Origin of the sequence: Embleya sp. NPDC005971 (assembly GCF_040629175.1) — a bacterium.
In the GTDB taxonomy this organism is placed as follows: Bacteria; Actinomycetota; Actinomycetes; order Streptomycetales; family Streptomycetaceae; genus Embleya.
This window is the reverse complement of the sequence record NZ_JBEXUX010000051.1, coordinates 17,024-41,922: the sequence shown is the minus strand read 5'-3', so window position 1 is coordinate 41,922 and position 24,899 is coordinate 17,024. Positions and strand designations below refer to the sequence as shown.

Sequence of the window (24,899 nt, the reverse complement as noted above, 5' to 3'; positions counted from 1 at the left end):
GCGTGGGGCGCCCCACCGGCGCCCTGGCGAAGCCCGACCCGGTAATGGTCCAGGCGCAGTGGCTCAAGTCACTGCGCCTGGCTGCGGGGTTGAGTCTTCGTCAGATGGCGCAGAAGACGACCGGTCAGGACTGGACGGTCACCCACACCAAGCTCTTTCGTGCCGAGCAGGGCATCAAGCCGCCCAAGTGGCAGACCGTGCGGGCCTACATCGAGGAGTGTGACGGCAACGCGTACAAGGCCCAACGGTTGTGGAACGCGGCGGCCGACGCGGTGGCCCGCACTGCGGCACGGGCCGAACCGGTCACGGCGGCGCGCACGGTGCTGCCTCCGGAACACATCTCGGAACCCCTGGAGTTGCTGCACGCCATGCGCGCGATGCGCAAGGCCCGCGGCTACCGCTCGTTGCGCGAACTGGAGGACGCCGCCCGGGTGGACGGCGTCAGCTTCCTGCCGCACAGCACCCTGGGCGCGGTTCTGTCCGGCAAACGCATGGTCTCGAAGCAGATGCTGCTCTGTCTCGTCGGCGTCTGCACCGGTGCCGGGCCGGACAGCACCGCCATGCATGCCTGGGCGCGAGCCTGGGACCGGGCGGACGCGCACCGCCGGGGACGGCGCGCCCGAACGGCCGTCGCAAGCATCCTCGACGAATTGGAGAGCAACAGGGCGGAACTGCTCCGGACGCGGGAGGAATTGGCCCGACGCACGGCTCCCGGGGCGGCGATCCCGGCCGGTACCGACGCCGAGGCCCACGTCCACGTCCACGCCGATGCCGATGCCGATGCCGATGCCGACGCCGATGGTCATGCCGAGACCGACGTCACGATCACCGTCACCGACGGCGACAGCACGCCGCCCGGCTCCGCGCGACCGTCGAAGCCGGCGAGCGCCTGGCGCAGGTTCCGCGCCCTGGTGGGGACCACCCTGCCCGAGCCCCGGTCGTTACCCATGACGAACATCCTGATACCGAGGCCGGCCACCTCGCCGTAGGGGGCGTCATCTCGCGGCCCGACCCGTTCGGGGCGGGCCGCACCCGGTGCCGAGTCCCGCGCCGGGCGACCGGTAACGCTCTCGGCGCCGGCCGCCACAAGAGAGGTGACAGGCAACAACGGCGCGGCGCGAGGAGCCCACCTTGGATGGACCGGAAGTGCAAGCGGTCAGGGGGATCGCCGGGGACCCGGCGCTCCTGGAGGCGTTCTACCGCAGACATGTCGACGCGGTGGGTCGATTCGTGGCCCGCCGGGTGGACGACCCGCAGTCGGCCGCCGATCTGTCCGTCGAGGTGTTCATCGCCGCGATGGGTTCGGCGGGGGCCTATCGGGGCGGCCCGGGCGGCGAGTTGGCGTGGTTGTACGGGGTGGCCCGCAACGTGGTCGCGAGCGAGCGCCGTCGCTCGGCCCGCGAGGCCGACGCGTCGCGGCGGATGGCGGGCCGTCGGGTGCTGGACGAGGACGACATCCTGCGGCTGGAGGAGCGCCTCGACGCGGCGGCGGCCGCCCGGCACATCTACCGCGCGATCGAGCGGCTGTCCGAGGACGACCGCGCGATGGTCGAACTGGTCAGCGTCGACGGCCTGACCCCCGTCGAGGCGGCGCGCGTGCTGGGCATCGGTCCGGTCGCGGCGCGGGTGCGACTGCACCGGGCCCGCCGAAGACTCGCGAAGGAACTGGGCTCGCCACCGGCCGAGCCACACCGAGAGACCCGGACGGCACACGTGCAGGCGGAGGCGAAGGCATGATCAATTTCGAGGAACGCGCGTTGGACGAACTCAAGGCGCTCGCCGCCGACACGGCCGCGGCCGGCGGACCGGCGACCGAGCCGCCACCCGCCACGGCGACTTCCCGCCGCGGCAGGCGTGCCCTGTACGGCCTGGCCGCGTCTGCGGTGCTCGCGAGCGGAATCGGCCTGGGCGCGCCGTTGTTCAGCGGCAGCTCCGCCGAGGCGCAACCTTTCGAGGTGGTCAAGCGTCCCGACGGCGGGATCCTGTTCAAGGTGGACGAGTTCCGCAATCCCAAGGGCCTCGAACAGCGCTTGCGAGACCTGGGATTGCCGGCGGTCGTCGACTACGTGCCCTACGGCAGGAAGTGCGCTCCCGGGCGGTTCGCTCCCCATGCGATCGCCGACGACGACCTGAACGCGATCTACCACTGGCTCCCGGAGCCGACGGATCGCAGGATGACGGACAAGGAGTTGGAGTTCTACAGCCAACTGTGGACCGAGGTGCGCCCGGAGCTGATGCCGGCGAACACGACCCTGGTGATCACCGTGACCATGACCCAGACCCTGGCCAAGGACATCCCGGATCCTGGCTACCGCGACGGCCACCGGGCATACGCCTCGGACAGCACCGGCAGCACCAGCACCTACCGACTCGCCGACGGCCCGGTGGCCGCCTGCACCCTGATCGACGACCCGACCGCCCGGGGCCCGGCCACCGACAACGGCCCCACCGTGCCGCCGCCCACACCGGCCTCGACGACCCCGGCGCGCCCGGCACCGATGCGGTAGGTAGCTTTCGCCGGCTACCGTGACCCGGTCCCGCCTGCCGTCGCGAAGCCGCTCTCGTAGGCGGCGATCACCGCCTGGGTTCGGTCGCGTACACCCAACTTGCCCAGCACCCGGGCCACATGCGTCTTGATCGTCTCCGAGCCCAGGCCGGTGCGGTCGGCTATCTCGGTGTTGGACAGGCCGAAGGTGATCAGGCGCAGCACCTCCCGCTCGCGGTCGGTGAGGCGGGCGAGGCGGGTTTGCAGCTCGGCGTTCGCGGTGCGGGCCGACGAGCGGCTGAGGGCCAGGTCGCGCACGGCGGAGGGGAAGAGCAGCGAGTCGCCGCGGGCGACGGTGCGGATCGCGTGCACCATTTCGTCCGCCCTGGCCCGCTTCAGGAGGAAGCCGTGGGCGCCGGCCCGCAGCGCGTCGTAGACGTATTCGTCGTTCTCGAAGGTGGTGACGACCAGCACCCTCGGCTGCGGGCTCGGGGCCTCGCGCAGGATTCGGGCGGTGGCCTCGATGCCGTTCAGGTCGGGCATGCGGACGTCCATCAGGATCAGGTCGGGACGTAGTTCGAGTGCGCCCGCGACCGCCGCCGTGCCGGTGGCGGCCTCGCCGACCACCTCCAGGTCGGGCTCGGCGGCGACGATGGCGTACAGGCCCGCGCGGACGAGGCTTTCGTCGTCGGCGATCAGGACGCGTACCGGGTCGTTCACGGTTGTCCCTCCAGGGGGATGCGGGCGGTCAGGTGCCAGCGGCCGTCGTGGCGGCCGGCGGCGAAGGTGCCGCGCAGTACGGCCATTCGTTCGGCGGCGCCGCGCAGGCCGCGTCCGCCGCCGGGGCGGGTGGCCCGGGACGCGCCGGCGGGATTGCTCAGGTCGATCGCCAATCGGCCGTCGACGACCGCGATGTGCAGCCGGATCGGGACCTCGCCCGCGTGCCGCAGGGCGTTGGCGAAGCCCTCCTGGACGATCCGGTACGCCTCGCGGGAGACCAGCCGGGGCAGGCCGTCCACCCCGCCCACCGGGCCGAGTTCGAGATCGAGGTCGACCTCGGCGCCGGCCGCGCGGGTGCGGGCGATCAGGTCGGTCAGGTTGGCCAGGGACGGTGCCGGGGTGGCGGCCGGGGCGGATTCCTCCCGCAGCAGGCCCAATACGTGGTCGAGTTCGGCCACCGCGTCGCGGGCGGTGTCCTCGATCGCGGCCAACGCCCGGGCGACGAAGGCCGGGTCGCGGTCGAGCAGGCGACCTGCGGCGGCGGCCTGGATGCCGACCGCGCTGAGCGCGTGGCCGACCGAGTCGTGCAGGTCGCGGGCGATCCCGGCCCGTTCGGCCAGGCGTTCGGCGCGTTGCTCGGCGAGGGCGAGGCGGTCGGCGGGGGTCGGGCCGAGCAGGGTCGGGGCGAGCCGGGCCAGCCAGGCGCCGGCGGCGGCGGATACGGGCAGCGGGAGCAACAGCAGCGCCAGGCCGACGGGTATCCAGGCGATCGGGAGCGCATGGGCCGGTTCGGCCCACGGGAAGACGTCGGCGAGCGCGGGGGCGAGCGGCAGCACGAGCAACACCACACCGCCGGGTGGCGCGGCGAGTGAGACACCGGCGACCACACCGCCCACGAGCGCGTGCAACGTGAACCACGCGGAGGCCCGTCGCCGCGCCGCCGCACTTGTTGCCGGGGCACTGAGCACCTCGCCGTTCGGGGCGCACAACACCCGTGCGGCGTTCCCCTCCAGGGTGCGGACCAGGGGGACCAGCCCGGCCACCGCCACGAACGGCAGCGCCCAGGCCAGCGCGACGAACTGCGAGGTGATCGGCTCGGCCGGCGTGTCCCGAAGCAGTCCGGTGGCCGCGAGCACGGTGAGCGCGGCGAGATGGAAGGGCATCAACAGAGCACCCCCCAGCACCAGATGCACCCACCGCAACCGAGCCCGCCGCCCGAGCAGTCGGCGTGCCGACCTCCTGATCATCCGGCCGACGACTCGACCACGGACCCACCCGGTCGCGCTCCGCGACCCGACGCCGTCCCAGCGACCGTGTGTTCGGCCGGCCGGCCCTGGATGATCGGCTCGCGCTGCGCGGTCCGGTCGGTTCGGTCGGGGTGTGCCGTCGGGTTCGCGACGAAGGAGTGGGCGCATTCGGTCAGGAAGAACCAGCCGATGGTCAGGGCCAGTACGCCGGTGATCATTTCGGCAGTGTAGACAAGGTGGAGCAATGCGGAGGTCCGCTCCGCCAACGTGCTGTCGGGGGCGGCGCCGGCACTGATCAGGCCCATCCAGCCGCCCCATCCGAACGCGCTGCCGGCCCCGAACCAGGCCATCGCCAACGGGCCTCGGACCCGCGCGCCACCGACCCGGTACACCAGCACGATCAGGCCCACCGCGCCGATCAGGGCGAGGCCGCCCTGCACGCCGTCCATCCAGCGCCCGGTCGCGTTCCGGTCGGCGATCCACCGCCCGCTCATCCCGAGCTCCGAGCCCAGTGCCCAGGTCATCCGCAATACCCCCGCGACGCCGAGCAGCACGGCGGCGGCGGTACCGAGGAAACGTTGCGCGTCGCGGGTGCCGGCCGGATCCGGCAGGGCTCGAACGCGGGTCCGCAACAACGCACCCCAGCGTTCGCGGACGTACAGCCCGAAGGCGCCGATCAACACCGCGCCCTCCACGATGAAGCCGCCGTAGACGATCGCGTACACCCAGGGCCGGAGAAAATCGTCGCCCGCGAACGGATTGCCGGCGTCTCCGACCGCCGCGCCCAGCAGACTGAGCGGCACGGCCAGCATGATCACCACGAGCAGACCCGAGGCCACCCACAGCGGCAGGGTGATCAGCCAGGCCCGGATCCGGGTCTCGCGGGGACGGGTGAGCGTGTACGCGATCGCCGCGGCGATGGCGTCCATCCCGAACGTGAGCGCGTTCGCCGCCGCCCACTGTGCGCGATTCAGCTCGTCGGGATGTACGACACCCACGTCGATCCCGACGACCCAGAGCAGCTTCAACACCAAATACGGCGAACACGCGAGCACCGCCGCCCACGCGAGCCGGCGCCGCAGCAGCACGCTCCGAGGGTGGGTGCGGGTCGGGTGTGGGACAGGAGGAGTCGTGGGGTCCGTGGTCTGCATGTGGACCAGCTTTTCGGCGGTGCGGGGGTGGGCGCATCGGCGTGCGTATCGATCTCGATCCCCCGGATGGGGGACGGGGCGGGGCTGCGCGGGTGGGTTGCGGTTGCGTCCTCGATGGCCGGGCTGTGTGCCCACCCGCTCCATTCGTCGCGTCGGGTGCGGAGGGTTGGGGTTGCAGAGGCCGCGAGGTGGACCGGTCCGGCCCCCGCAACCCGCCGTCGGGTGCAGCACGGCGCGCTCCGTCACCCCTCATCCCGTTGCGTCCCGGCCCGTGGCTCCCGTCGTCGTGAGTCGGCTTCGTCGTCCGGGGTGGTTCGTGTAACAGGCGTGCTCCGGTTTCGCCCCGGGGCGGGCCGTGACGCAGGCCACGTTGCTCGGGGTGTCGGTGCGACCTCGGCCCGGTCGCCGCCTCGCGGGTGGTGCGAATTGGGCCGGCTTTCGGCGGGTCGGCGCCGGTGACCGGGTCGGCGAGAAGCGGTCGACGAGCTTGCGGGGGGAGCGGCGGAGCCGCCGAACCGGCCCGGAGAGCCGTCTCACAGGAATGGCCGGAGGCCGCTGGAAAATACCGCGCATGGCAGGATTGCGCCGGTGAGGATTCCCGCGCTGCGTCGTCGACGGCATACCGAGGTCACCGGTTCGTTTGCCCGGGTCGATCGGCGTACCAAGGACCTCACCAAGCGGCTTCGGCCCGGAGACGTGGCCATCATCAACCACGGCGACCTCGACCGGGTCGCCGCCGAGGCGCTGGTCAAGTGCCGGCCGGCCGCCGTGGTCAACGCCGCCGAGAGCATCAGCGGGCGCTACCCCAACATCGGGCCGCAGCTCCTCGTGGAGGCCGGCGTACCGCTCCTGGACAACGTCGGCGGGAGCGTGCTCGACCGGGTCCGCGAGGGCGAGCTGGTCCGGGTCGAGGACAACGTCCTGTATCGCGGCGACGACCCGATCGCCGTCGGCACCCTGCTCGACGCGGAATCGGTCGCGGCGGCGATGGAGGAGGCCCGGGCCGGGCTGTCCGAGCAGATCGAGGCGTTCGCCGAGAACACCCTCAAGTACATCCGCGAGGAGCGCGAACTGCTCCTCGACGGCGTCGGCGTCCCGGAGATCCGGACCCGGATCGACGGCCGCCAGGTGCTCATCGTGGTTCGCGGCTACCACTACCGCGAGGACATCGCCGCGCTGCGGCCGTACATCCGCGAGTACCGCCCGGTGATGATCGGCGTGGACGGCGGCGCCGACGCGCTGCTCCAGGCCGGCTACAAGCCCGACATGATCGTCGGCGACATGGACTCGGTGTCCGACCAGGCGCTGCGCTGCGGCGCGGAGATCATCGTGCACGCGTACCGCGACGGACGCGCCCCCGGGATGGAACGCCTCGACGAACTCGGGGTGGACGGGATCGCCTTCCCCGCCACCGGGACCAGCGAGGACATCGCGATGTTGCTCGCCGACGACGGCGGCGCGAGTCTGATCGTCGCGGTCGGTACCCACCTCACGCTCGTCGAGTTCCTGGACAAGGGCCGGGCCGGCATGGCGAGCACCTTCCTCACGCGACTGCGGGTCGGCGGCAAGCTCGTGGACGCCAAGGGCGTCAGCCGTCTGTACCGCAGCCGCATCTCCACGACGTCGCTGCTCATGTTGTGCCTCGCCGCGTTGGTCACCATCGCGGTCACCGTGCGGGTCACCCCGCTCGGGCGCGCGTACTTCCACGTGTTCGGCGCACAGTGGGACGCCTTCGTCTACTGGCTCCAGGGACTGTTCAGTTGATCGACTTCAGATATCACGTCGTCTCCATCATCGCGGTCTTCCTGGCCCTGTCGGTCGGGCTCGTACTCGGCGCGTCCTTCCTCAAGGAGGCGGCCGTCACCGGGCTCGACACGCAGGTCCAGGACCTGGCCCGGAACAACGAAGGGCTGCGTCGCGAACTCGATCGGGCGAACGCCGGTACGCGGTACCTGAACGGCATCATGAACACCGTCGGGCCCGAGCTGGTCAAGGGCAAGCTCGCCGGCCACAAGGCGGTCGTGGTCGCGCTGCCCGGCGCGGACACCAAGCTGACCGACAGCATGGTCAAGCTGCTCGACAGCGCCTCCGCGACGGTCACCGGCCAGGTGGGCATCAAGGGCGCCTGGACCGACCCCAAGCGCGAGGCCGAACTGGTCACCGCGCTGGGCACCAACGCCACCGCCTTCCCGACCGGGTCGGCGACCGACCGGGCGGCGCGGGTGCTCGCGGGCGCGATCACCGAGACGCTGCCGCCGGTGCAGAGCGGTACGCCCGGCGGTACCTCGACCCAGCCACCCGCGAGCGGTACGCCCGGCACGACCGCGTCGGGCGCGCCGCCGACCGGCACCGGCGGCACGTCCGCGCCGCCGAGCGGCCAGACGTCGGGCCAGCCCCCGGCGTCGGGCGCCCCGGGCCAGAACACCAACCCGAACAACGGCAGCACCACCCCCGCGACGCACAACACGCAGGCCGCGACCGAGACGTTGACCAAGCTCAAGGAGGCCGGCTTCGTCGACGTCAAGGACAACCCGGCCACCGGCGCCGACCTGGTCGTGATCGTCGCGCCGTCCGGGGCCACCGGTGGGGACGACCCGGGCCGGATCAACAACATCCATCTTTCGCTCGCGCGCGCCTTGGACACCGGCGACGACGGTACGGTCATGGCCGGTACCGCGTCCGCCGCGCAGGAGAACGGCGTGATCTGGGCGCTGCGCCGTAACGATCAAACCGCCAAGGCCGTTTCCACCGTGGACACCGCCGACACGCCTGTGGGTCAGGTCGCGGTGGTGTGGTCGCTGGTGGTCGAGGACAAGCAGGGCAGTTCGGGTCAATACGGTACGACGGGCACCACCGACGGTCCGTTGCCGGAGCTGCCGAAGAAGGAGACGTCGTGACGAAGGCCGCTGCCCCCGCTCGTGTCACGGATCGGGTCGAGGGCCCGGTCGCGGTTCGCCGAGGCCGGCCGGGCCGCCTGGCGACCGCGTTGGCCGCGACCGGCGCGGCCCGCGCCGCGTACGCCGCGCTGACCCGCCGCCCGCCGGGCGAGGCCGCGTTGTGGGAGCGGCGCAATCACCGCGGTGAGGTGCTGACCCTGCTCGAAGGCCCCGCGACGGCGGTCGGCGCGGCCGTGGCCGCCGCGTGCGCGCCGGGTGTGCCGGGCCGGTGGCGTGCGGCCGGCGTGTTGGCGGCGGTCGCCGGGGCCGGGTTCGGGACGTACGACGACATGGCCGGGTCGAGCGATCGACGCGGGTTCAAGGGCCACCTCGGCGCGCTCGCCAAGGGCGAACTCACCAGCGGCGGCGTCAAGATCGTCGGACTCGGCGCGGCGGGCCTCGCGGCCGGCGCGCTCGTGCAGCGACGGCCGGTGGACAAGCTGCTCGCGGGCGTGGTGGTCGCCGGTACGGCCAACCTGATCAACCTGTTCGACCTGCGGCCGGGCCGCGCGGCCAAGGCGGTCCTGATCGCGGGCGCGCCGCGGCTGCTCCGGGGCGGGCCGGCGGCGGCCCTCGCGGCGGCGCCGGTGGGCGCGGCGGCGGCGTTGTTGCCGGAGGACCTGGGCGAGAAGTCGATGCTCGGCGACGCGGGCGCGAACGCGCTCGGCGCGGCCCTGGGCGTGGCCTTCGCGGCCGGCTCCGGGCGCAAGGGGCTGGTGGCCAAGGTGCTCGTGCTCGGTGCGCTCACCGCCGCCAGCGAGAAGGTCAGCTTCACCAAGGTCATCGCCGGCAACCGGCCGCTGAACGCGATCGACATGTTCGGCCGCCGCCCGGCCGCCACGCCCTCGGTGCCCCGGCAGCCGACCGCCGAGGGAGCCGTCGCCCCGGCATGACCGGCAACGATCGATGGCCCGCAGGCACACGCCGGCCCGGGTCGGCGACCGGCGGGCGGATCGTCGGCGCACCACCCCGACAGACCACCTCCCCCCACCCGACGTCTGTGCTCGACCGATGACCGCCACCCAAGGCGGCCCCCACCGGCCGAACACCAACAAGCCCACGCCCGCACCCGAGCCCACCACCGACGGCCAAGCCACCGCCACACCCGGGCCCGGCGGCGTCCCCGCCGCCGAGCGCCCCGAGCCGGCCACGGACGGGTCCGTCGCAGCCGACAGGGAACGCGCCGGCGTGTCTCCCGAGCCTGGGACCGGCGCCTCGGCCGCTGCCGGCCCGGCGCTCCCGGCGCCCGCCGACGCCGCCGCGTCCCCCGAGCCGGTCGCCGACGCGTCCGACGCCGCCGGCAGGGGATCCGACGACGTGCCCCCCGAGCCCGCCGAGGCCCCCGCCGACGCCGCGCTTCCCGCGCCCAGCACACCTGCGTCCGCCGAGCCCGCGTCCCCCGCACCTGCGTCTGCCGCGCCCGTCCCCGGGTCCGCCGAGCCCGCGTCCCCCGCACCTGCGTCTGCCGCGCCCGTCCCCGGGTCCGCCGCACCCGCGTCCAGCGCACCTGCGTCTGCCGCGCCCGCCCCCGGGTCCGCCGAGCCTGCGTCCCCCGCACCTGGGTCCCCCGCACCTGGGTCCGCCGCACCTGGGTCCGCCGAGCCTGCGTCCTCCGCGCCCCAGTCTGCCGGGCCTGCGTCCTCCGCGCCCCAGTCTGCCGGGCCTGCGTCCTCCGCGCCCCAGTCTGCCGGGCCTGCGTCCGCCGCGCCCGCGTCCCCCGCACCTGCGTCTGCTGCGCCCGCCCCCGGGTCCGCCGCACCCGCGTCCAGCGCACCTGCGTCCGCCGCGCCCACGCCCGCACCCGCCGCACCCGCCGGCGTCGACCCCCCGCCCCCCGGCGCCACCCGGGCCCGGTTTGTCGTCCGGGGGATCGCCGGGGCCGCTGTGTTGATGGCTGTGGTGACGGTGTTTGCGCGACTTGCCGGGTTCGGGCGGCAGTTGGTGTTTTCCGGGACGGTGGGGGACACCGTGCTGGGTACCGCGTACAGCACGGTCAATTCCGTGCCCAACATCGTTTTCGAGATCGTGGCCGGCGGGGCGTTGGCGAGTGTGGTGGTGCCGGTGCTGGCCGGGCCGGTGGCCAAGGGCGCGCGCCAGGACGCCGGGCGGATCGCGTCCGCGCTGCTGACCTGGGTCGTCCTGGTGCTGACCCCGATCGTGCTGCTCGGCGCGCTGCTGGCCCGCCCGATCGCGGAACTGCTGCTCGCCGGGAAGGCGGACGGCCCCGGCGTCGCGGACGTCGCGTCCCGGATGTTGATCGTGTTCGTGCCGCAGGTGCTGCTGTACGGGATCGCGGTGGTCGCCGGCGGCATCCTCCAGGCCCATCACCGCTTCCTGGCCGGCACCCTCGCGCCGCTGGTGTCCAGCGTGGTCGTGGCCGGCAGCTACCTGCTCTTCGCGAATCGCTACGACGTCGACCTGGACAACCTCGCCACCCTGCCGCGCGGCGCCGAACTGACCCTGTCCCTCGGCACCACCGCCGGCGTCCTGGCCCTGGCCCTGGTCACCGTGGTACCGCTGCGCTCGACCGGCCTGCGGCTGCGCCCCACCCTGCACTTCCCGGACGGCGTGGCCCGCCGGGTCCGCACCCTCGCGCTGGCCGGCGTCGCGACGCTGATCGCCCAGCAGGCCGCGACGATCGCGGTGATCCTGCTCGCCAACGGGCGCGGTACGCACGGGTCCCTGGTCGTCTACCAGACCACCTGGATGGTCTACCTGCTCCCGTACGCGGTGCTCGCGGTGCCGATCGCCACCGCCGCCTTCCCGCGCCTGAGCGCACACGCGCACGACGGCGATCGGGACGCGTTCGCGGACGCGGTCGCCGCGACCACCCGCACCGTGCTCCTGGTCGGCGCGGCCGGCACCGCGATGCTGCTGGCCGCCGCCGCGCCGTTGGGTCGGTTCTTCGCGCTGTTCATGGCCGGCTCCACCGAGCCCGAGCAAATGGCCTGGGCGCTGGCCGCGTTCGCGCCCGGGCTGATCGGGTACGCGCTGATCGCACACCTGGGCCGCGCGCTGAACGCCTCCGGCCACGGTCGCGCCGCCGCGGGCTGTGTGGTGGCCGGGTGGGTGGTGGTCGTGGTCGCCGACGCCGCGCTGGCCTTCGCGCTGCCCGCGCGGTGGACGGTGGCCGCGCTCGGCCTGGGCAACTCGATCGGGATGACGGTGGCTGGCCTGTTGTTGGCCTACGCCGTGGTCCGGACGGCCGGCCCGAGGGCGTTGGCGGGCGCGGCGCTGGTCAAGCCGGCGGTCTGCGCCCCGCTCGCCGCGCTTGCCGCCGGCGCGGCCGGGTTCGGGATGTCGCGGGCATTCGGGACCGGCGACATCGTCTTCACGTTGATCATCGCGGCGGTTGCCGCCATCGTGGGCACCCTGGTGTTCGCGGGAGTCGTATCCGTGACCGTCGGCGAGGCCGTCAAGGCCACGCTGCGCGGGCCGCGGGCGGCCGAATCGGAAGGGGAGCAGCGACGTGGACACGACGACGGAGTCTGAGCCGCGAGAGCGCGCCGAGCCGGCCCGGCTGCGGGCGGTCCTGGTCCTGGCCACGTCCACCGGCGGGATCGGCGCACACGTGCGCTCGCTGGCGGCCGGTCTGGTCGGGCGGGGGGTCGCGGTGACCGTGTGCGGGCCCGCCTCGACCGAGGAACACTTCGACTTCGCGGGCACCGGCGCACGATTTCGGGCGGTCGAGATCGGCTCGGCGCCCCGGCCCACCGATCGGGCGGCGCTGCGCGAGCTGCGCGCGGCCTGCGCACCCGCGCACGTGGTGCACGCGCACGGGCTGCGCGCGGGGTTGGCGGCGGGCAACGCGCTGGGTCGGCATCGCGTGCGCCGGACGCCGCTGGTGCTCACGCTGCACAACGCGGTCCTGGTCGGCGGTGCGAAGGGCGCGCTGACCCGGGTGCTGGAGGGCCGCGCGGTGCGGGCCGCCGACGTCGTCCTGGGCGCCTCCACCGACCTGGTCGACCGGGCCAGGCAGCTCGGCGCGCGCGATGCCCGGCTCGGCCCGGTGTCGGCGCCGCCGCTGCCGCCGGCCGAGCGGGACCGGGCCGCGGTGCGGGCCGAGTTCGACGCCGGGGACCGGCCACTGCTGGTCGCCGTGGGCAGGTTGGCCCCGCAGAAGGACTACCCGGTGCTCCTGGACGCCGCCGCGCAGTGGGCGCACGAACGGCCGGTACCGCTGCTCGTGATCGCCGGAGAGGGGCCGCTGCACGAATCGCTCCGGGACCGGATCGACGCCGAGGCGTTGCCGGTGCGCCTGCTGGGCCATCGTGCGGACGTGGCCGACCTGCTCGGCGCGGCCGATCTCGCGGTGCTGCCCAGCCGCTGGGAGGCCCGGGCGCTGGTCGCCCAGGAGGCGCTGCGCACCGGCGTGGCCCTGGTCGCCACCCAGGTCGGCGGCATCCCGGAACTGGTCGGCGACGCGGCGGTCCTGGTCCCGCCCGGCGACCCGGACGTGCTCGCCACCGCCGTCCGCGACCTGCTCGCCGACCCGACCCGGCGCGCCGAACTGGTCGACGCGGGCCGCGTCCAGGCCGCCACCTGGCCGGACGAACGCGAAACCATCGCCCAGGTGCTGAGCATCTACGAGGAGCTCGGCCCGGTCTGACCCCACGCCCCGTCGTGGGGCCGGCCCGCCGCGCCCCACGACACCCGCCCCCGGCACCCCGTCCGCTCAGCCGATGCCCTGTCGGTCCGGTTCCAGCGCGAAGGTTCGGCCGGCGGTGTCGGGATAGGTGCGTTCGACCGCCTGGCGGAGCAGCAACTGTTGGCGGACCAGTTCCGGGCAGCGGGCCAACGGGGTGATCTCCAGCAGGTCGCCGAGCACCGCGCTGAGTCGGCGGGTCACCTGGGGCGAGCCCGCGCCGTACAGCCGGATCTCGGTCAGGCTCAGTTCGACCACGTCGGACCACACGGCGACCGGCTCGATCACCCGGAGCACGTCGTGGCGGTCGAAGTGGGCACGGTCGCCCAGGGCGATGCCGCTCATCAGGGTGAGCAGCGCGTGGATGCGGTCCAGCGCCTGTACGGCCGTGGTCGGGTCGTTGATGCCGGGTGACAGCGCCTTGCTCGCGATGTCGACGAGTTGACGCAGACCGAAGGTCAGGTCCTGGTGCATGGTGCGCTCGACGCCGATGCTCAGGCACGGCCACACCTTGGCCGCGGCCGGCGCGCCGCGTCGGTTGGGGGTGCCGTGGATCTCCGCGAGCGGCATGCCGTGGGTCAGGTAGTCGCCCACCCGAGGGATCAGCACGATCACCACGTCGTGCCGCCGGGCCAGGAACACCAGCCGGGTCACGTCGACGTCGCGGAGCACGCCGGGCGACCCCCGGTAGGGGATCAGCGCCACGGGTTCGTCCGGCAGTGCCGGCACCGGTGGGGCGTACGCCTGTGCGGCCAGCACGTTCAGCGCCTCCCGGGTGACGTAGCCGATCACGTAGGTCACCCGCATCAGCCGGATCGTCGAGTGCACGTACACGACGAACACCACCAGGCTGGTCACCACCAGACCCATCGCCAGCGACGCGGCCAGCGCGGGCGGATCGCTGTCCGAGCCGCCGAACTCCTTCTGCACCCGCAGGGCGTACAGGAAGGTCATCAGGAACACCGCGAAGGTGGTCTTGGTGACCCGGCTGCGCACGTAGACCCGGACCACGCGCGGGGTGAACTGGCTCGCCATCTGGAGGGCCACCAGGGTGATCGAGAAGACCACGCCGATGAAGGTCAGCATCGCCGAACTCATCGTGCCGATGGCTTCCTTGGCCCCGCTCGCCACGTCCAGGAACCATTCGTAGCCCTCGCGCAACCACGGCCGGTCGTGGTCCTCCAGGTAGCTCGGGATCCACCGGTCCAGCGCCAGCATGAACGTGGCCAGCGCCCAGCCGGAGGCCAGCCCGATCAGCGGCGCGAACCACAGGCCGTCGCGCAGGTGATCGCGCCAGGGGGTGAGCGGGCGCCGCCGCCGGGCCCGGGGCAGGAACGGCAACGACGAGACGGGCGACGAGCCGGTCGGCTCGTCGCCCGTTGTTGCGGACGTGGAACGTTCGCGGGTCATGGTGTCGGGAGGTACCACCCGGGGCCGGTGCGCACACCTGCACGGCGCGCCCACCGAAGCCGGCCGGACCCCTGCCCCCGGCGCCGCGATGTCCTGTCGCCACGACGCCGCGCCCGCGCGATCAGTCCTGGTCGGTGCTCTCCGTGCGCAGCGTCGCGGTCAGTCGCAGCGCGGTGTCGATCAGCGGCACGTGGCTGAACGCCTGGGGGAAGTTGCCCACCTGGCGCTGGAGTCGGGGATCCCACTCCTCGGCGAGCAGGCCCAGGTCGTTGCGCAGCGCGAGGAGGCGTTCGAACAACTCGCGTGCCTCCTCCACCCGGCCGATCATCGCCAGGTCGTCGGCCAGCCAGAACGAGCAGGCCAGGAAAGCGCCTTCGTCGCCCGGCAGGCCGTCCAGGCCGACGCTGGTGCCGTTGGTCGGGTAGCGGCGGACGAAGCCGTCCTCGGTCAGCTCGCGCTGGATCGCCTCGATCGTGCCGATCACCCGCTTGTCCTCCGGCGGCAGGAAGCCCACCTGCGGGATCAGCAGCAGCGAGGCGTCCAACTCGGTCGAGCCGTAGTACTGGGTGAAGGTGTTGCGATCCACGTCGTATCCGTACGCGCACACCTCGCGGTGGATCTCCTCGCGCACCTCCCTGAGGTGTTCGAGCATCTTCTCGGTGTCCGAGTCCATCGGCTCGTCCACCAGCATCTTGATGGTGCGGTCCACCGCGACCCAGGCCATCACCTTGGAGTGCACGAAGTGCCGGCGCGGCCCGCGCACCTCCCAGATGCCCTCGTCCGGGTCGCGCCAGTGCTGCTCCATGTAGTCCATCAGCTTGAGCTGGAGCGCGTGCGCGTGGTCGTTGCCCTCCATGCCGGCCTGCCGGCCCAGGTGCAGCGCGTCGATGACCTCGCCGTACACGTCGAGCTGGAACTGCTCGGCGGCGGCATTGCCGATCCGGACCGGGTGCGAGCCCTCGTAGCCGGGCAGCCAGGTCGCCTCGTACTCGGTCAGCCGGCGCTCGCCGCCCACGCCGTACATGATCTGCAGGTTCTCCGGATCGCCGGCGACCGCCCGCAGCAGCCACTCGCGCCACGCCTTGGCCTCGTCCACGAAGCCGGTCTTGAGCAGCGCGCCCAGCGTCATCGCCGCGTCCCGCAGCCACGTGTAGCGGTAGTCCCAGTTACGCACCCCGCCCACGTCCTCGGGCAGCGACGTGGTGGGTGCCGCGACGATCCCGCCGGTCGGCGCGTAGGTGAGCGCCTTGAGCGTGATCAGCGAGCGCACCACCGGCTCGCGCCACGGGCCCTGGTACGTGCAGCGGGTCATCCAGTCGGCCCAGAACGCCTCGGTGTCCGCGAGCGCGGCCAACGCGTCGGTGGGCAGCGGGCCCTCGACGTGCGAGGGATGCCACGTGAGGGTGAAGGTGACCCGGTCGCCCTCGCCGAGGGTGACGTCCGAATAGGTGGTCAGGCCGCGCCCGTAGGTCTCGGTGTCACTGGCGAACCACACCGCGTCCGGGCCGGCCACCGCGACGGTGCGCCCGTCCGCCTCGCGGCGCACCCACGGCACGACCTTGCCGTAGTGGAATCGCATGCGCAGCTCCGAGCGGACCGGAACCCGACCGGACACGCCCTCCACGACCCGCACCACGACCGGCGCGCCGACCAGCGCGTCCGCCGGAGGCATGAAATCGATCACCCGAATGGTCCCCCGAGGGGTCTCCCATTCCGATTCGAGGATCAGCGAGTCGCCGCGGTACCGGCGACGGGTCGCGGGGCCGCCGGAGAGCGGCGCGACCCGCCACGACCCGTGTTCCTCGCTGCCGAGCAGGCCCGCGAACACGGCGGGGGAATCGAAGCGGGGGAGGCAGAGCCAATCCATGGAACCGTCGCGGCCCACGAGAGCGGCGGTCTGCATGTCCCCGATGAGGGCGTAGTCCTCGATGCGGCTGGTCACGGGCAACGCTTTCCGTTCCTGGTCGTCCTGATGGCGCCGGTTGTCCCGTTGTGCGTCCCGGGTTCGGCTGGGGGGCTGGATTCGTACGTGCCTGGTTTCGTACGGGCTGTGCTCGGCCGTGGTTTGTTGTCTGCTGCGTGCGTGTCTGCTGGCTTCCTGCGTACCGCGCTCGCCGATCGACATGTTCTGATCAGCGGTTGATCGATTCATTCCAGAGTGCACCACGCGCGCGTGATCGACCGCCGTAACGGTGGCCGGATCGACCGGTGCTCCCGAAATGTCGTCCCGTCGGGATCCGGGGGACGCGCACCCGTCGCGCGCGTACGTTTGCGCTGCGCGCGGGTGTCGGCGAACGGAGAGAGGTTCGTGCACCGCCTGCGTAGCATAGTGCGCCGTCGGCGCTGAAACGTGCCTGCTTTTGCCGACCCGATCGTTGACTCTGTGTCGAATCCGACTCGGCCGATCCGTCGGCATGTGCCCGGAATCTCCTGTGCGTTGTCACTCTGGGCAATCGCCGTATGGTGTCGCAGTTGTTCCGTACCGGGTGCGGGACCTCGACCCCGGACGCTGTTAGGCTGGTATCCCGTGGACTTGGTGGGACTGTTCCGGGCCCGCATCGGCCCAGCAGCGTCCCCTTCGAAATCCCCTCGATCGCAACCACGGGAGCCCCTCCTTGGCAGTGCCTCAGACGCCCAGTCGCAGCCGGCAGGCGAAGCACCTCTTCGTCACCGGAGGCGTCGCCTCCTCGCTCGGCAAGGGGCTCACCGCGTCGAGCCTCGGAGCGCTCCTCAAGGCGCGCGGCCTGCGGGTCACGATGCAAAAGCTCGACCCGTACCTGAACGTCGACCCCGGGACGATGAACCCGTTCCAGCACGGCGAGGTGTTCGTCACCAACGACGGCGCCGAGACCGACCTGGACGTCGGCCACTACGAGCGCTTCCTCGACGTCGACCTGCACGGCTCGGCCAACGTGACGACCGGTCAGGTCTACTCGACGGTCATCGCCAAGGAGCGTCGCGGCGAATACCTCGGTGACACCGTGCAGGTCATCCCGCACATCACCAACGAGATCAAGTCGCGGATCCGGGCCATGGCCGTGGACGACGTGGACATCGTGATCACCGAGGTCGGCGGGACCGTCGGCGACATCGAGTCGCTGCCGTTCCTCGAATCGATCCGCCAGGTCCGGCACGAGGTCGGCCGGGACAACGTGTTCTTCCTGCACGTCTCGCTGCTGCCGTACATCGGCCCGTCGGGCGAGCTGAAGACCAAGCCGACCCAGCACTCGGTGGCCGCGCTGCGCAGCATCGGCATCCAGCCGGACGCGATCGTGCTGCGTGCGGACCGGGCCGTGCCGCAGGACATCAAGCGCAAGATCTCGCTGATGTGCGACGTGGACGAGGAGGCCGTGGTCGCGGCCATCGACGCTCCGTCCATCTACGACATCCCCAAGGTCCTGCACTCCGAGGGCCTGGACGCCTACGTGGTGCGCCGGCTCGGGCTCAACTTCCGGGACGTGGACTGGACCCAGTGGGACGACCTGCTGCGCCGGGTGCACCAGCCCGAGCGGGAGATCACCGTCGCGTTGGTCGGCAAGTACATCGACCTGCCGGACGCCTACCTCTCGGTCACCGAGGCGATCCGCGCGGGCGGCTTCGCCAACAACGTGCGGACCCGGATCAAGTGGGTGACCTCGGACAACACCGCGACGCCCGAGGGCGCCGCGCGCGAGCTCGGCGACTGCGACGCGGTACTGATCCCCGGCGGGTTCGGCGACCGCGGCGTCGAGGGCAAGGTGCAGGCGATCGCCTACGCCCGCGAGCACCGGATCCCGACCCTGGGCATCTGTCTGGGCCTGCAGTGCATGGTGATCGAGGCCGCGCGCAACCTGGCGGGCCTGGCCGGCGCGAACTCGCTGGAGTTCGACCCGGAGGCCGCGCACCCGGTGGTGGCGACCATGGCCGATCAGCTCGACATCGTCGCGGGCCAGGGCGACCTGGGCGGCACGATGCGCCTGGGCCTGTACACCGCGGACCTGGCCGAGGGCTCGATCGCCCGCGAGGTCTATGGCGCGGCGCAGTCCGAGGAGCGGCACCGGCACCGCTACGAGGTCAACAACGCCTACCGCGGGCAGTTGGAGGAGACCGGTCTGGTCTTCTCCGGCCTCTCGCCCGACGGCCGCCTGGTGGAGTACGTGGAACTGCCGCGCGAGCAGCACCCGTACTTCATCGCCACCCAGGCCCACCCGGAGCTGAAGTCCCGCCCGACCCGCCCGCACCCGCTCTTCGCGGGCCTGGTCGCGGCGGCGGTCCGCCGGATCAAGGGCGAGGACCGCGTCGCGGAGACCACGTCCTGACCGATCGTCGGCACTCGACCTGACCGACAACGCGAGGAAGCCACCCACCCGGGCCCCGGGCGGGTGGCTTCTCGGCGTTCGGGCGGTAGGCACGCCCGGCGGTGAACGGACCCGGTGAACGGACCCGGGGAACGCGGCGAGATCGACGGACGGGATCGAAGCGCGCGGCGACGGCACGGGTGGTTCCGGAGGCCGGCCGCGGCGGACGGCGCGTCGCGGTGGCGGGCTTCGGCTCGTCGGGTACGGGTGGCTTGATCCCGGAGGACTAGGGTGATCGATCGGGGCGGCGGTATTCGGCCGGCGGCTGTTGAAGGGGAGCGCATCGTGAACGACCCGGGCACTCGGGCGAGGATCGTCGATACCGCCGAGGCGTGGCCCGTCGCGGAGAGCGAGACGCCGTTCAAGGGGCGGGCCTGGTCGATGCGCAGCGATCTGGTCGAGATGCCGGACGGCAGCAGTGCGCGGCGCGACTACCTGGAGCATCCCGGGGCGGTGGGCGTGGTGGCGCTGGACGAGCAGGGGCGACTGCTGGTGCTGCGCCAGTATCGGCATCCGGTCCGGCACAAGTTGTGGGAGATCCCGGCCGGGCTGTTGGACGTGCCGGGGGAGAACCCGCTGCACGCGGCCCAGCGGGAGTTGTTCGAGGAGGCCCACCACGAGGCCGGCACCTGGAATGTGCTGGTGGACGTCTACACCACACCCGGTTCCTCGGGCGAGGCGATCCGGGTGTTCCTCGCGCGCGGACTGGCCGAGTCGCGGGCCGAGCGATTCGCCGTCGAGCACGAGGAGGTCGGGATGGAACTGGCCTGGCTGCCCCTGGACGAGGCGATCACCGGGATCCTGGCGGGCGAACTGCACAATCCGATACTGGTTTCCGGCGCGCTGGCGCTCTCCGCCGCGCTGGCCGGCGACGGGCTGGACGCGCTTCGGGCCGCGGACGCGCCGTGGGCCGCCCGACCCTATTGACCGGCGGCGGTCGCGTCGTGGTGGAGTGGGGATTCCCGTACTCGCCGGCCCCACCCGCGCGGTCCGGCCCGAAACGCTGCGGAATCGGCGCCTCGGGGTTGGCGAGTCGGGCCCGGTGGACCCGCGCGTGGTCGTAGCCTGCGGGCTGGGTGTGGGTGAGACAGGGGGCGTCTGCGGTGGGTGTGACCGGGGAGTCCGGGGTCGGCTGCGCGAAGGCCGAGGGGCTGGTTCCCGGAATGCGCGCGCCGGCCGAGGCGTTGCCCGCCATCGTGGACCAACTGCCGCCCGGAGGACCCGACTTCGTTGGCCGAACCGACGAACTGGACACCCTGTACGGCTGGGTGACCGGACCGGGTGCGGCGATCCCCGCGCAACTCGCGCCGACCGACCCCGAGCACCCGGGCACCACTCGTACCGTCTGGCTGCCTCGCGACCGGGTGGTCGCGATCACCGGACCGGTCGGCGTGGGCCGCACCGAGTTCGCGGTGCGACTCGCGCACCGGCTGGCCCCACACTTCCCGGACGGGCGGCTCTATGCCCGGCTGACCGGGCCGCGCGGTGAGCTGATCCCGCCCGGCGACGTGCTCGAATCCTTGTTGTACGCGCTCGGCACGCCGGCCATACCCTCCGCGCACGAGGAGCGGATCCGGCTCTTCCGGGAGCATCTGGACGGAAAACGCTTCCTGATCCTGCTGGAGGACGTGACCGGGACCGCGCAGTTGCGCCCGCTGCTCCCGGAGAGTCCCACCGCGCTCGTGGTGACCACGTCGGTGTCCCCGCTCACCGGTCTCGGCCGGGCCGCGGCCGTGCGCACCTGCGCGCTGGACATGCTGGACACCCGCGCCTCGGCCGAACTGCTCGGCAACCTGGCCGGGCACACCCGGGTCGCGTGCGATCCGCGCGCCGCGGACGAGCTGGCCGCGCTGTGCGATTTCCACCCGGCCGCGTTGCGGATGGCCGGGGCCTGGTTGCGGGCCCGGCCGCGCTACGCGATGGCCGACGTGGGTCGCCGGTTGCGGGCCGAACGGCTGCGGTTGCACGAGCAGGCCGGCGACGACCTCGCGGTGCGGGCGTGCTTCTCGCTGATCCACCGCGAACTGGTGCCCTCCGCCGCGCGGTTGTTGCGGCTGCTCGCGTTGGTGCCCGGGCGCGAGTTCGGCGCGGACGCCGCCGCCGCGCTGGCCGACTGCGGGCCCGACGCGGCGACCCGGTCGTTGATCGAGCTGCGCGAGCTGCATCTGTTGGAGCAGGGCTCGGTGCCGGGCCGGTTCCGCTTCCACGACCTGGTGCGCGGTTATGTACAGGAACGCCTGGACGCGGAGGAGCGGCCCGGCGAACGACGCAACGCGCGGGTGCGCCTGCTCGACCGGTACGTGCGCCTGGCCCGGTCCGCCGAGCGCATCATCGTCGGCACGGACGGCCCGGATCCGGGCGCGGACGTGCGTTTCGGCTCCGCCGACGAGGCCCGCGCCTGGTTGCGCGACGAACGCCCGGAACTGCTGGCCGCCGCCCGGGTCGCGGCCGCCGCCGGCCTGGACGCGGCCACCCGTCGACTGGTCTCGGTGCTCACCCGGCTGCTGGATCGCCGCGCGCACTGGAGCGACGTGCGCGAACTGCACGAACTCGCGCTGACCACCGCCCGCCGGGCCGGCTCCGGTCGGCAGGAGGCGGTCGCCCTGCTCAACCTGGGCAATCTGCACGTCGCGCGCCAGGAACTGGAGGAGGCGCTGTCCTGTTACCGGGCAGCCCTGGAGGTCTCCCGCGGACTGGGCGACCCGGCCGGCGAGGGCCGGGCGATGGTCAACCTCGGCAACGCCTACGCCGACCTGGGCGACCTGCAACGTGCCGCCGACTGGTACGACCGTTCGCTGCTGCTGCGCCGCACCATCGGCGACGCGGCCGGCCAGGCCCGGGTGTTGTCCCACCTGGGCCGGCTGCACGCCCGGATGGGCCGATTCGAACAGTCGGTCCGCGATCACCGGGCCGCGCTGGGGGTGCGCCGGCGGATCGGCGACCCGGCCGACATCGGCCGGGTGCTGACCGACATCGCCGCGGTGCTCGGCGAGGCGGGCCGCGCGGCGGAGGCGCTCGCGGTCTATCGGGACGCGATGGAGGCGTTTCGGGCGGCGGGCGACGAGCGCCTGGAGGCACTCGCCCTGTTGCAGAGCGCCGAATTGGCGCTCGAAGCCGGCGACGTCCGGGACGCCCGTTCGCGTCGCCGGCAGGCATTGGCCCTGCTCGTGGACGCGGGCGCGCCCGAAGTGGACGAGGTTCGCCGCTTTCTGGGTGACGAATAGCGCCGTCGGGGGTACTCGCTCTCGTCCATCCGCCCGGGCGCAACCTACGAAATAGACAAGCGGTAGGCCCCTCACTGCCACTTTGTAAGGTTGGCGGGGCGATCCAACCGCACTAAGCTAGGAACACCACGAGGTACGGCGTGCATTTGCATGCCTGGGCTCGCTGGTGCCCAACCCTCTGTCGACAGGACTTGATAGCCGTGAAGGTCGGTATCCCCCGCGAGGTCAAGAACCACGAGTACCGCGTGGCGATCACGCCCGCCGGCGTGCACGAGCTCGTGCGTAACGGGCACGAGGTCTACATCGAGCACGACGCGGGCGTCGGCTCCTCCATCCCGAACGGGGAGTACGTGGCCGCGGGGGCGACCATTCTCCCCACGGCGGACGACGTCTGGGCGACCGGCGACCTGATCCTGAAGGTCAAGGAGCCGATCGCGTCGGAGTTCGGGCGGCTGCGCAAGGACCAGACGCTCTTCACCTACCTGCACCTCGCCGCGGGCAAGGAGTGCACCGAGGCGCTGCTCGACGCCGGGACCACGTCCATCGCGTACGAGACGGTGCAGCTTCCCAACGGGGCGCTGCCGCTGCTCGCTCCGATGTCCGAGGTGGCCGGTCGGCTCGCGCCGCAGGTCGGCTCGTACCACCTGATGGCGCAGGGCGGCGGTCGCGGCACCCTGATGGGTGGCGTCTCCGGTGTCTACGCCGCGAAGGTCGTCGTGATCGGCGCCGGTGTCTCGGGCATGAACGCGGCGGCGATCGCGCTGGGCATGCAGGCCGAGGTGCTTTTGCTGGACCGCAACATCCAGGCGCTGCGCGACGCGGACCGGATCTACCAGGGTCACCTGCAGACCGTCGCGTCGAACACGTACGAGATCGAGAAGGCCGTGCTGGACGCGGACCTGGTCATCGGCGCGGTGCTGATTCCCGGTGCGAAGGCGCCGAAGCTGATCACCAACGAGCTGGTGTCGCGGATGAAGCCGGGCTCGGTGCTGGTCGACATCGCGATCGACCAGGGTGGGTGCTTCGAGGACTCGCACGCCACGACGCACGACGACCCGGTGTACAAGGTGCACAACTCGATCTTCTACTGCGTCGCGAACATGCCGGGCGCGGTGCCGCACACGTCCACCTATGCGCTCACGAACGCGACGCTGCCGTACATCGTGCAGCTTGCGAACCGTGGGTGGCGGGATGCGGCGAAGGCGGACCGGGCGTTGGCGCTTGGGCTTTCGACGCATGAGGGGCGGCTTACGAACGCTGCGGTCGGCGAGGCACTTGGCCTGCCGGCTGTGTCGTTGGAGGACGTCCTGGGCTGACGCCCGGGCTTGGCCTCAAGCGCCGGCCGGGCTTGAGTGGCCTCAAGCGCCGGCCGGGCTGGGTTCGCCTCAAGCGCCGGCGGGGCTGATTCGCCTCAAACGCCGGTGGGGCTGAGTGGCCTCATGCGCCGGCCGGGCTGGGTTCGCCTCAAGCGCCGGCGGGGCTGATTCGCCTCAAACGCCGGCGGGGCTGGGTGGCCTCATGCGCCGGCCGGGCTGAGGGGCTCGGTTGGGGTTGAGGTGTTGGGCTGGTTGCATTGCGTGCCGTACATCCACAAAGGCGTGGGTGTGCGGCATGTGGTGTTTTGGGGGGCAGAATGAGGGTGTGGATGGGGTTGTCGGGGCGTATTTGGCTTGTGTGGCCGGTGAGGGTGGAGTGGGGCGGGGGACGGTTGCGGCTTATCGGGGGGATTTGCGGCGTTACCTCTCCTGGTTGAGGGGGCGGGGGGTCGGTTCGCCGGAGGGGGTGCGGGGGGAGGATGTGACCGCGTTCGCGGGTGCGTTGCGGGAGGCGGGGGCGGCCGAGGCGTCGGTGGCTCGGGCTCTGGTGGCGGTGCGGGGGTTGCATCGGTTCGCGCTGCGCGAGGGGTTGGTCGCGGTCGACGTCGCGCGGGACGTGCGGCCGGGCGTGCCGAAGTCGCGGCGGGGCGAGGCGCTTTCGGTCGAGCGGGTCGAGGCGTTGTTGGCCGCCGCCTCGACGGGTGCCGCGCCGTACGGGCCGCGCGACCGGGCCTTGCTGGAACTGCTGTACGGGACCGGTGCGCGCGTTTCCGAGGCGATCGGGGCGGATCTGGACGACCTGGACCTGTCCGCGCGGACCGTCGCCCTGGTCGGGCCGGGCGGTCGCCGGCGGGTGGTGCCGTTGGGCGTGCCCGTCCTGGACGCGCTCGATGTGTACCTGACCCGGGCGCGCCCCGAACTCGCCGCCGCGGGGCCCGGCGGCGCCGCCGTCTTTCTCAACGCGCGAGGCGGCCGATTGTCACGGCAGAGCGGCTGGGCCGTGCTCCGCGGCGCCGCCGCGCGGGCCGGGCTGTCGGAGCCCATCTCCCCGCGGACACTGCGGCGTTCGTTCGCCACACATTTGCTCGACGGTGGGGCCGATGTCCGGGTCGTCCAGGAACTCCTGGGTCATTCCTCGGTGTCCACGACCCGGGTCTACGGCCGCGAAACCCCCGATGGACCCCGTCAGGTGTACGCAGGATCCCACCCTCGGGCGCTTGACTAGATCGCCTCACATGTTGCATACGTCGGGCGGTTCGCCTTGCTGCGACCGTCCGCAACGCCATAGAGTCGCGATCCGTCGGCAAGGATTCAGGCTGACGAAGCAAGAAATGACCTGGTCGGCAAGGAGGTAAGACGACTTGTGAACGAGTCGACATTTGCTCCCGGGGGTGCCCAGCCAGGGGCGGCGCCGGGCCGTGCAGCGCC

Annotated in this window: 18 protein-coding genes; 13 read left to right on the top strand and 5 right to left on the bottom strand. The window is 72.5% G+C overall.

The window, feature by feature from the left end; all coding sequences use genetic code 11:
* Positions 1-2: 2 nt before the first annotated feature.
* The 3 genes from ABZ374_RS34270 (at position 3) to ABZ374_RS34260 (ending at position 2,507) form a co-directional block, all read left to right on the top strand.
* A complete protein-coding gene (locus ABZ374_RS34270; protein ID WP_360318739.1) occupies positions 3-989 on the top strand; it encodes a hypothetical protein in 987 nt (328 codons plus the stop codon).
* Between the two features lie 157 nt (positions 990-1,146).
* On the top strand, positions 1,147-1,737 hold the full coding sequence (locus ABZ374_RS34265; RefSeq protein WP_360318736.1) for an RNA polymerase sigma factor: 591 nt from the start codon (positions 1,147-1,149) through the stop codon (positions 1,735-1,737).
* Positions 1,734-2,507: a hypothetical protein gene (locus ABZ374_RS34260; RefSeq protein ID WP_360318734.1), complete on the top strand. Its 774-nt coding sequence runs from the start codon at positions 1,734-1,736 to the stop codon at positions 2,505-2,507. Before ABZ374_RS34265 ends, ABZ374_RS34260 begins: the two co-directional genes overlap by 4 nt.
* A gap of 14 nt (positions 2,508-2,521) precedes the next feature.
* Here ABZ374_RS34260 and ABZ374_RS34255 read toward each other — a convergent pair whose 3' ends face one another.
* From ABZ374_RS34255 to ABZ374_RS34245, 3 genes are all read right to left on the bottom strand, one after another.
* A complete protein-coding gene (locus ABZ374_RS34255) occupies positions 2,522-3,205 on the bottom strand; it encodes a response regulator transcription factor (protein ID WP_360318732.1) in 684 nt (227 codons plus the stop codon).
* Positions 3,202-4,368: a histidine kinase gene (locus ABZ374_RS34250; RefSeq protein WP_360318730.1), complete on the bottom strand. Its 1,167-nt coding sequence runs from the start codon at positions 4,366-4,368 to the stop codon at positions 3,202-3,204. The genes ABZ374_RS34255 and ABZ374_RS34250 overlap by 4 nt, the downstream gene beginning before the upstream one ends.
* Positions 4,369-4,448: 80 nt before the next feature.
* Entirely contained in the window at positions 4,449-5,540 is a 1,092-nt protein-coding gene (locus tag ABZ374_RS34245; RefSeq protein ID WP_360318728.1) for a hypothetical protein, read from the bottom strand.
* A 651-nt stretch (positions 5,541-6,191) separates the two neighbouring features.
* On the opposite strand from ABZ374_RS34245, the gene steA reads away from it, so the two are divergent.
* The 5 genes from steA to ABZ374_RS34220 are packed head-to-tail and all read left to right on the top strand — an operon-like array spanning position 6,192 to position 13,148.
* Complete coding sequence (gene steA / locus ABZ374_RS34240) at positions 6,192-7,367, top strand: putative cytokinetic ring protein SteA (RefSeq protein WP_360318726.1); 1,176 nt, start codon at positions 6,192-6,194, stop codon at positions 7,365-7,367.
* Positions 7,364-8,500 carry a copper transporter gene (locus tag ABZ374_RS34235; RefSeq protein ID WP_360318724.1) on the top strand — a complete coding sequence of 379 codons (1,137 nt, stop codon included), beginning with the start codon at positions 7,364-7,366 and terminating at the stop codon, positions 8,498-8,500. Before steA ends, ABZ374_RS34235 begins: the two co-directional genes overlap by 4 nt.
* Positions 8,497-9,432 carry a hypothetical protein gene (locus tag ABZ374_RS34230; RefSeq protein ID WP_360318722.1) on the top strand — a complete coding sequence of 312 codons (936 nt, stop codon included), beginning with the start codon at positions 8,497-8,499 and terminating at the stop codon, positions 9,430-9,432. Before ABZ374_RS34235 ends, ABZ374_RS34230 begins: the two co-directional genes overlap by 4 nt.
* A 13-nt stretch (positions 9,433-9,445) precedes the next feature.
* Positions 9,446-12,031, top strand: coding sequence for a lipid II flippase MurJ (locus ABZ374_RS34225; protein WP_360318720.1), 2,586 nt, complete (start codon positions 9,446-9,448; stop codon positions 12,029-12,031).
* Positions 12,009-13,148: a glycosyltransferase family 4 protein gene (locus tag ABZ374_RS34220; protein WP_360318717.1), complete on the top strand. Its 1,140-nt coding sequence runs from the start codon at positions 12,009-12,011 to the stop codon at positions 13,146-13,148. Before ABZ374_RS34225 ends, ABZ374_RS34220 begins: the two co-directional genes overlap by 23 nt.
* A gap of 66 nt (positions 13,149-13,214) precedes the next feature.
* Here the strand turns inward: ABZ374_RS34220 and ABZ374_RS34215 are convergent, their stop codons facing one another.
* On the bottom strand, positions 13,215-14,594 hold the full coding sequence (locus ABZ374_RS34215) for a DUF2254 domain-containing protein (protein ID WP_360318715.1): 1,380 nt from the start codon (positions 14,592-14,594) through the stop codon (positions 13,215-13,217).
* 121 nt (positions 14,595-14,715) lie between these two features.
* Positions 14,716-16,536, bottom strand: a complete 1,821-nt coding sequence (locus ABZ374_RS34210; protein WP_360318713.1) for a glycoside hydrolase family 15 protein — start codon at positions 16,534-16,536, stop codon at positions 14,716-14,718.
* Between the two features lie 679 nt (positions 16,537-17,215).
* Between ABZ374_RS34210 and ABZ374_RS34205 the strand changes: the two genes are divergently transcribed.
* The 5 genes from ABZ374_RS34205 to ABZ374_RS34185 all read left to right on the top strand — a co-directional run bounded on the left by ABZ374_RS34205 (position 17,216) and on the right by ABZ374_RS34185 (position 24,696).
* Positions 17,216-18,892, top strand: a complete 1,677-nt coding sequence (locus ABZ374_RS34205) for a CTP synthase (RefSeq protein WP_360318816.1) — start codon at positions 17,216-17,218, stop codon at positions 18,890-18,892.
* A gap of 324 nt (positions 18,893-19,216) precedes the next feature.
* Positions 19,217-19,858: an NUDIX hydrolase gene (locus tag ABZ374_RS34200; protein WP_360318711.1), complete on the top strand. Its 642-nt coding sequence runs from the start codon at positions 19,217-19,219 to the stop codon at positions 19,856-19,858.
* Positions 19,859-20,034: 176 nt separating this feature from the next.
* Positions 20,035-22,155 carry a tetratricopeptide repeat protein gene (locus ABZ374_RS34195; RefSeq protein ID WP_360318708.1) on the top strand — a complete coding sequence of 707 codons (2,121 nt, stop codon included), beginning with the start codon at positions 20,035-20,037 and terminating at the stop codon, positions 22,153-22,155.
* A gap of 200 nt (positions 22,156-22,355) precedes the next feature.
* Positions 22,356-23,471 (top strand): alanine dehydrogenase, encoded by a 1,116-nt coding sequence (gene ald / locus ABZ374_RS34190; protein WP_360318705.1) that lies wholly within the window; start codon positions 22,356-22,358, stop codon positions 23,469-23,471.
* Between the two features lie 295 nt (positions 23,472-23,766).
* A complete protein-coding gene (locus ABZ374_RS34185) occupies positions 23,767-24,696 on the top strand; it encodes a tyrosine recombinase (RefSeq protein WP_360318702.1) in 930 nt (309 codons plus the stop codon).
* Positions 24,697-24,899: the final 203 nt, after the last annotated feature.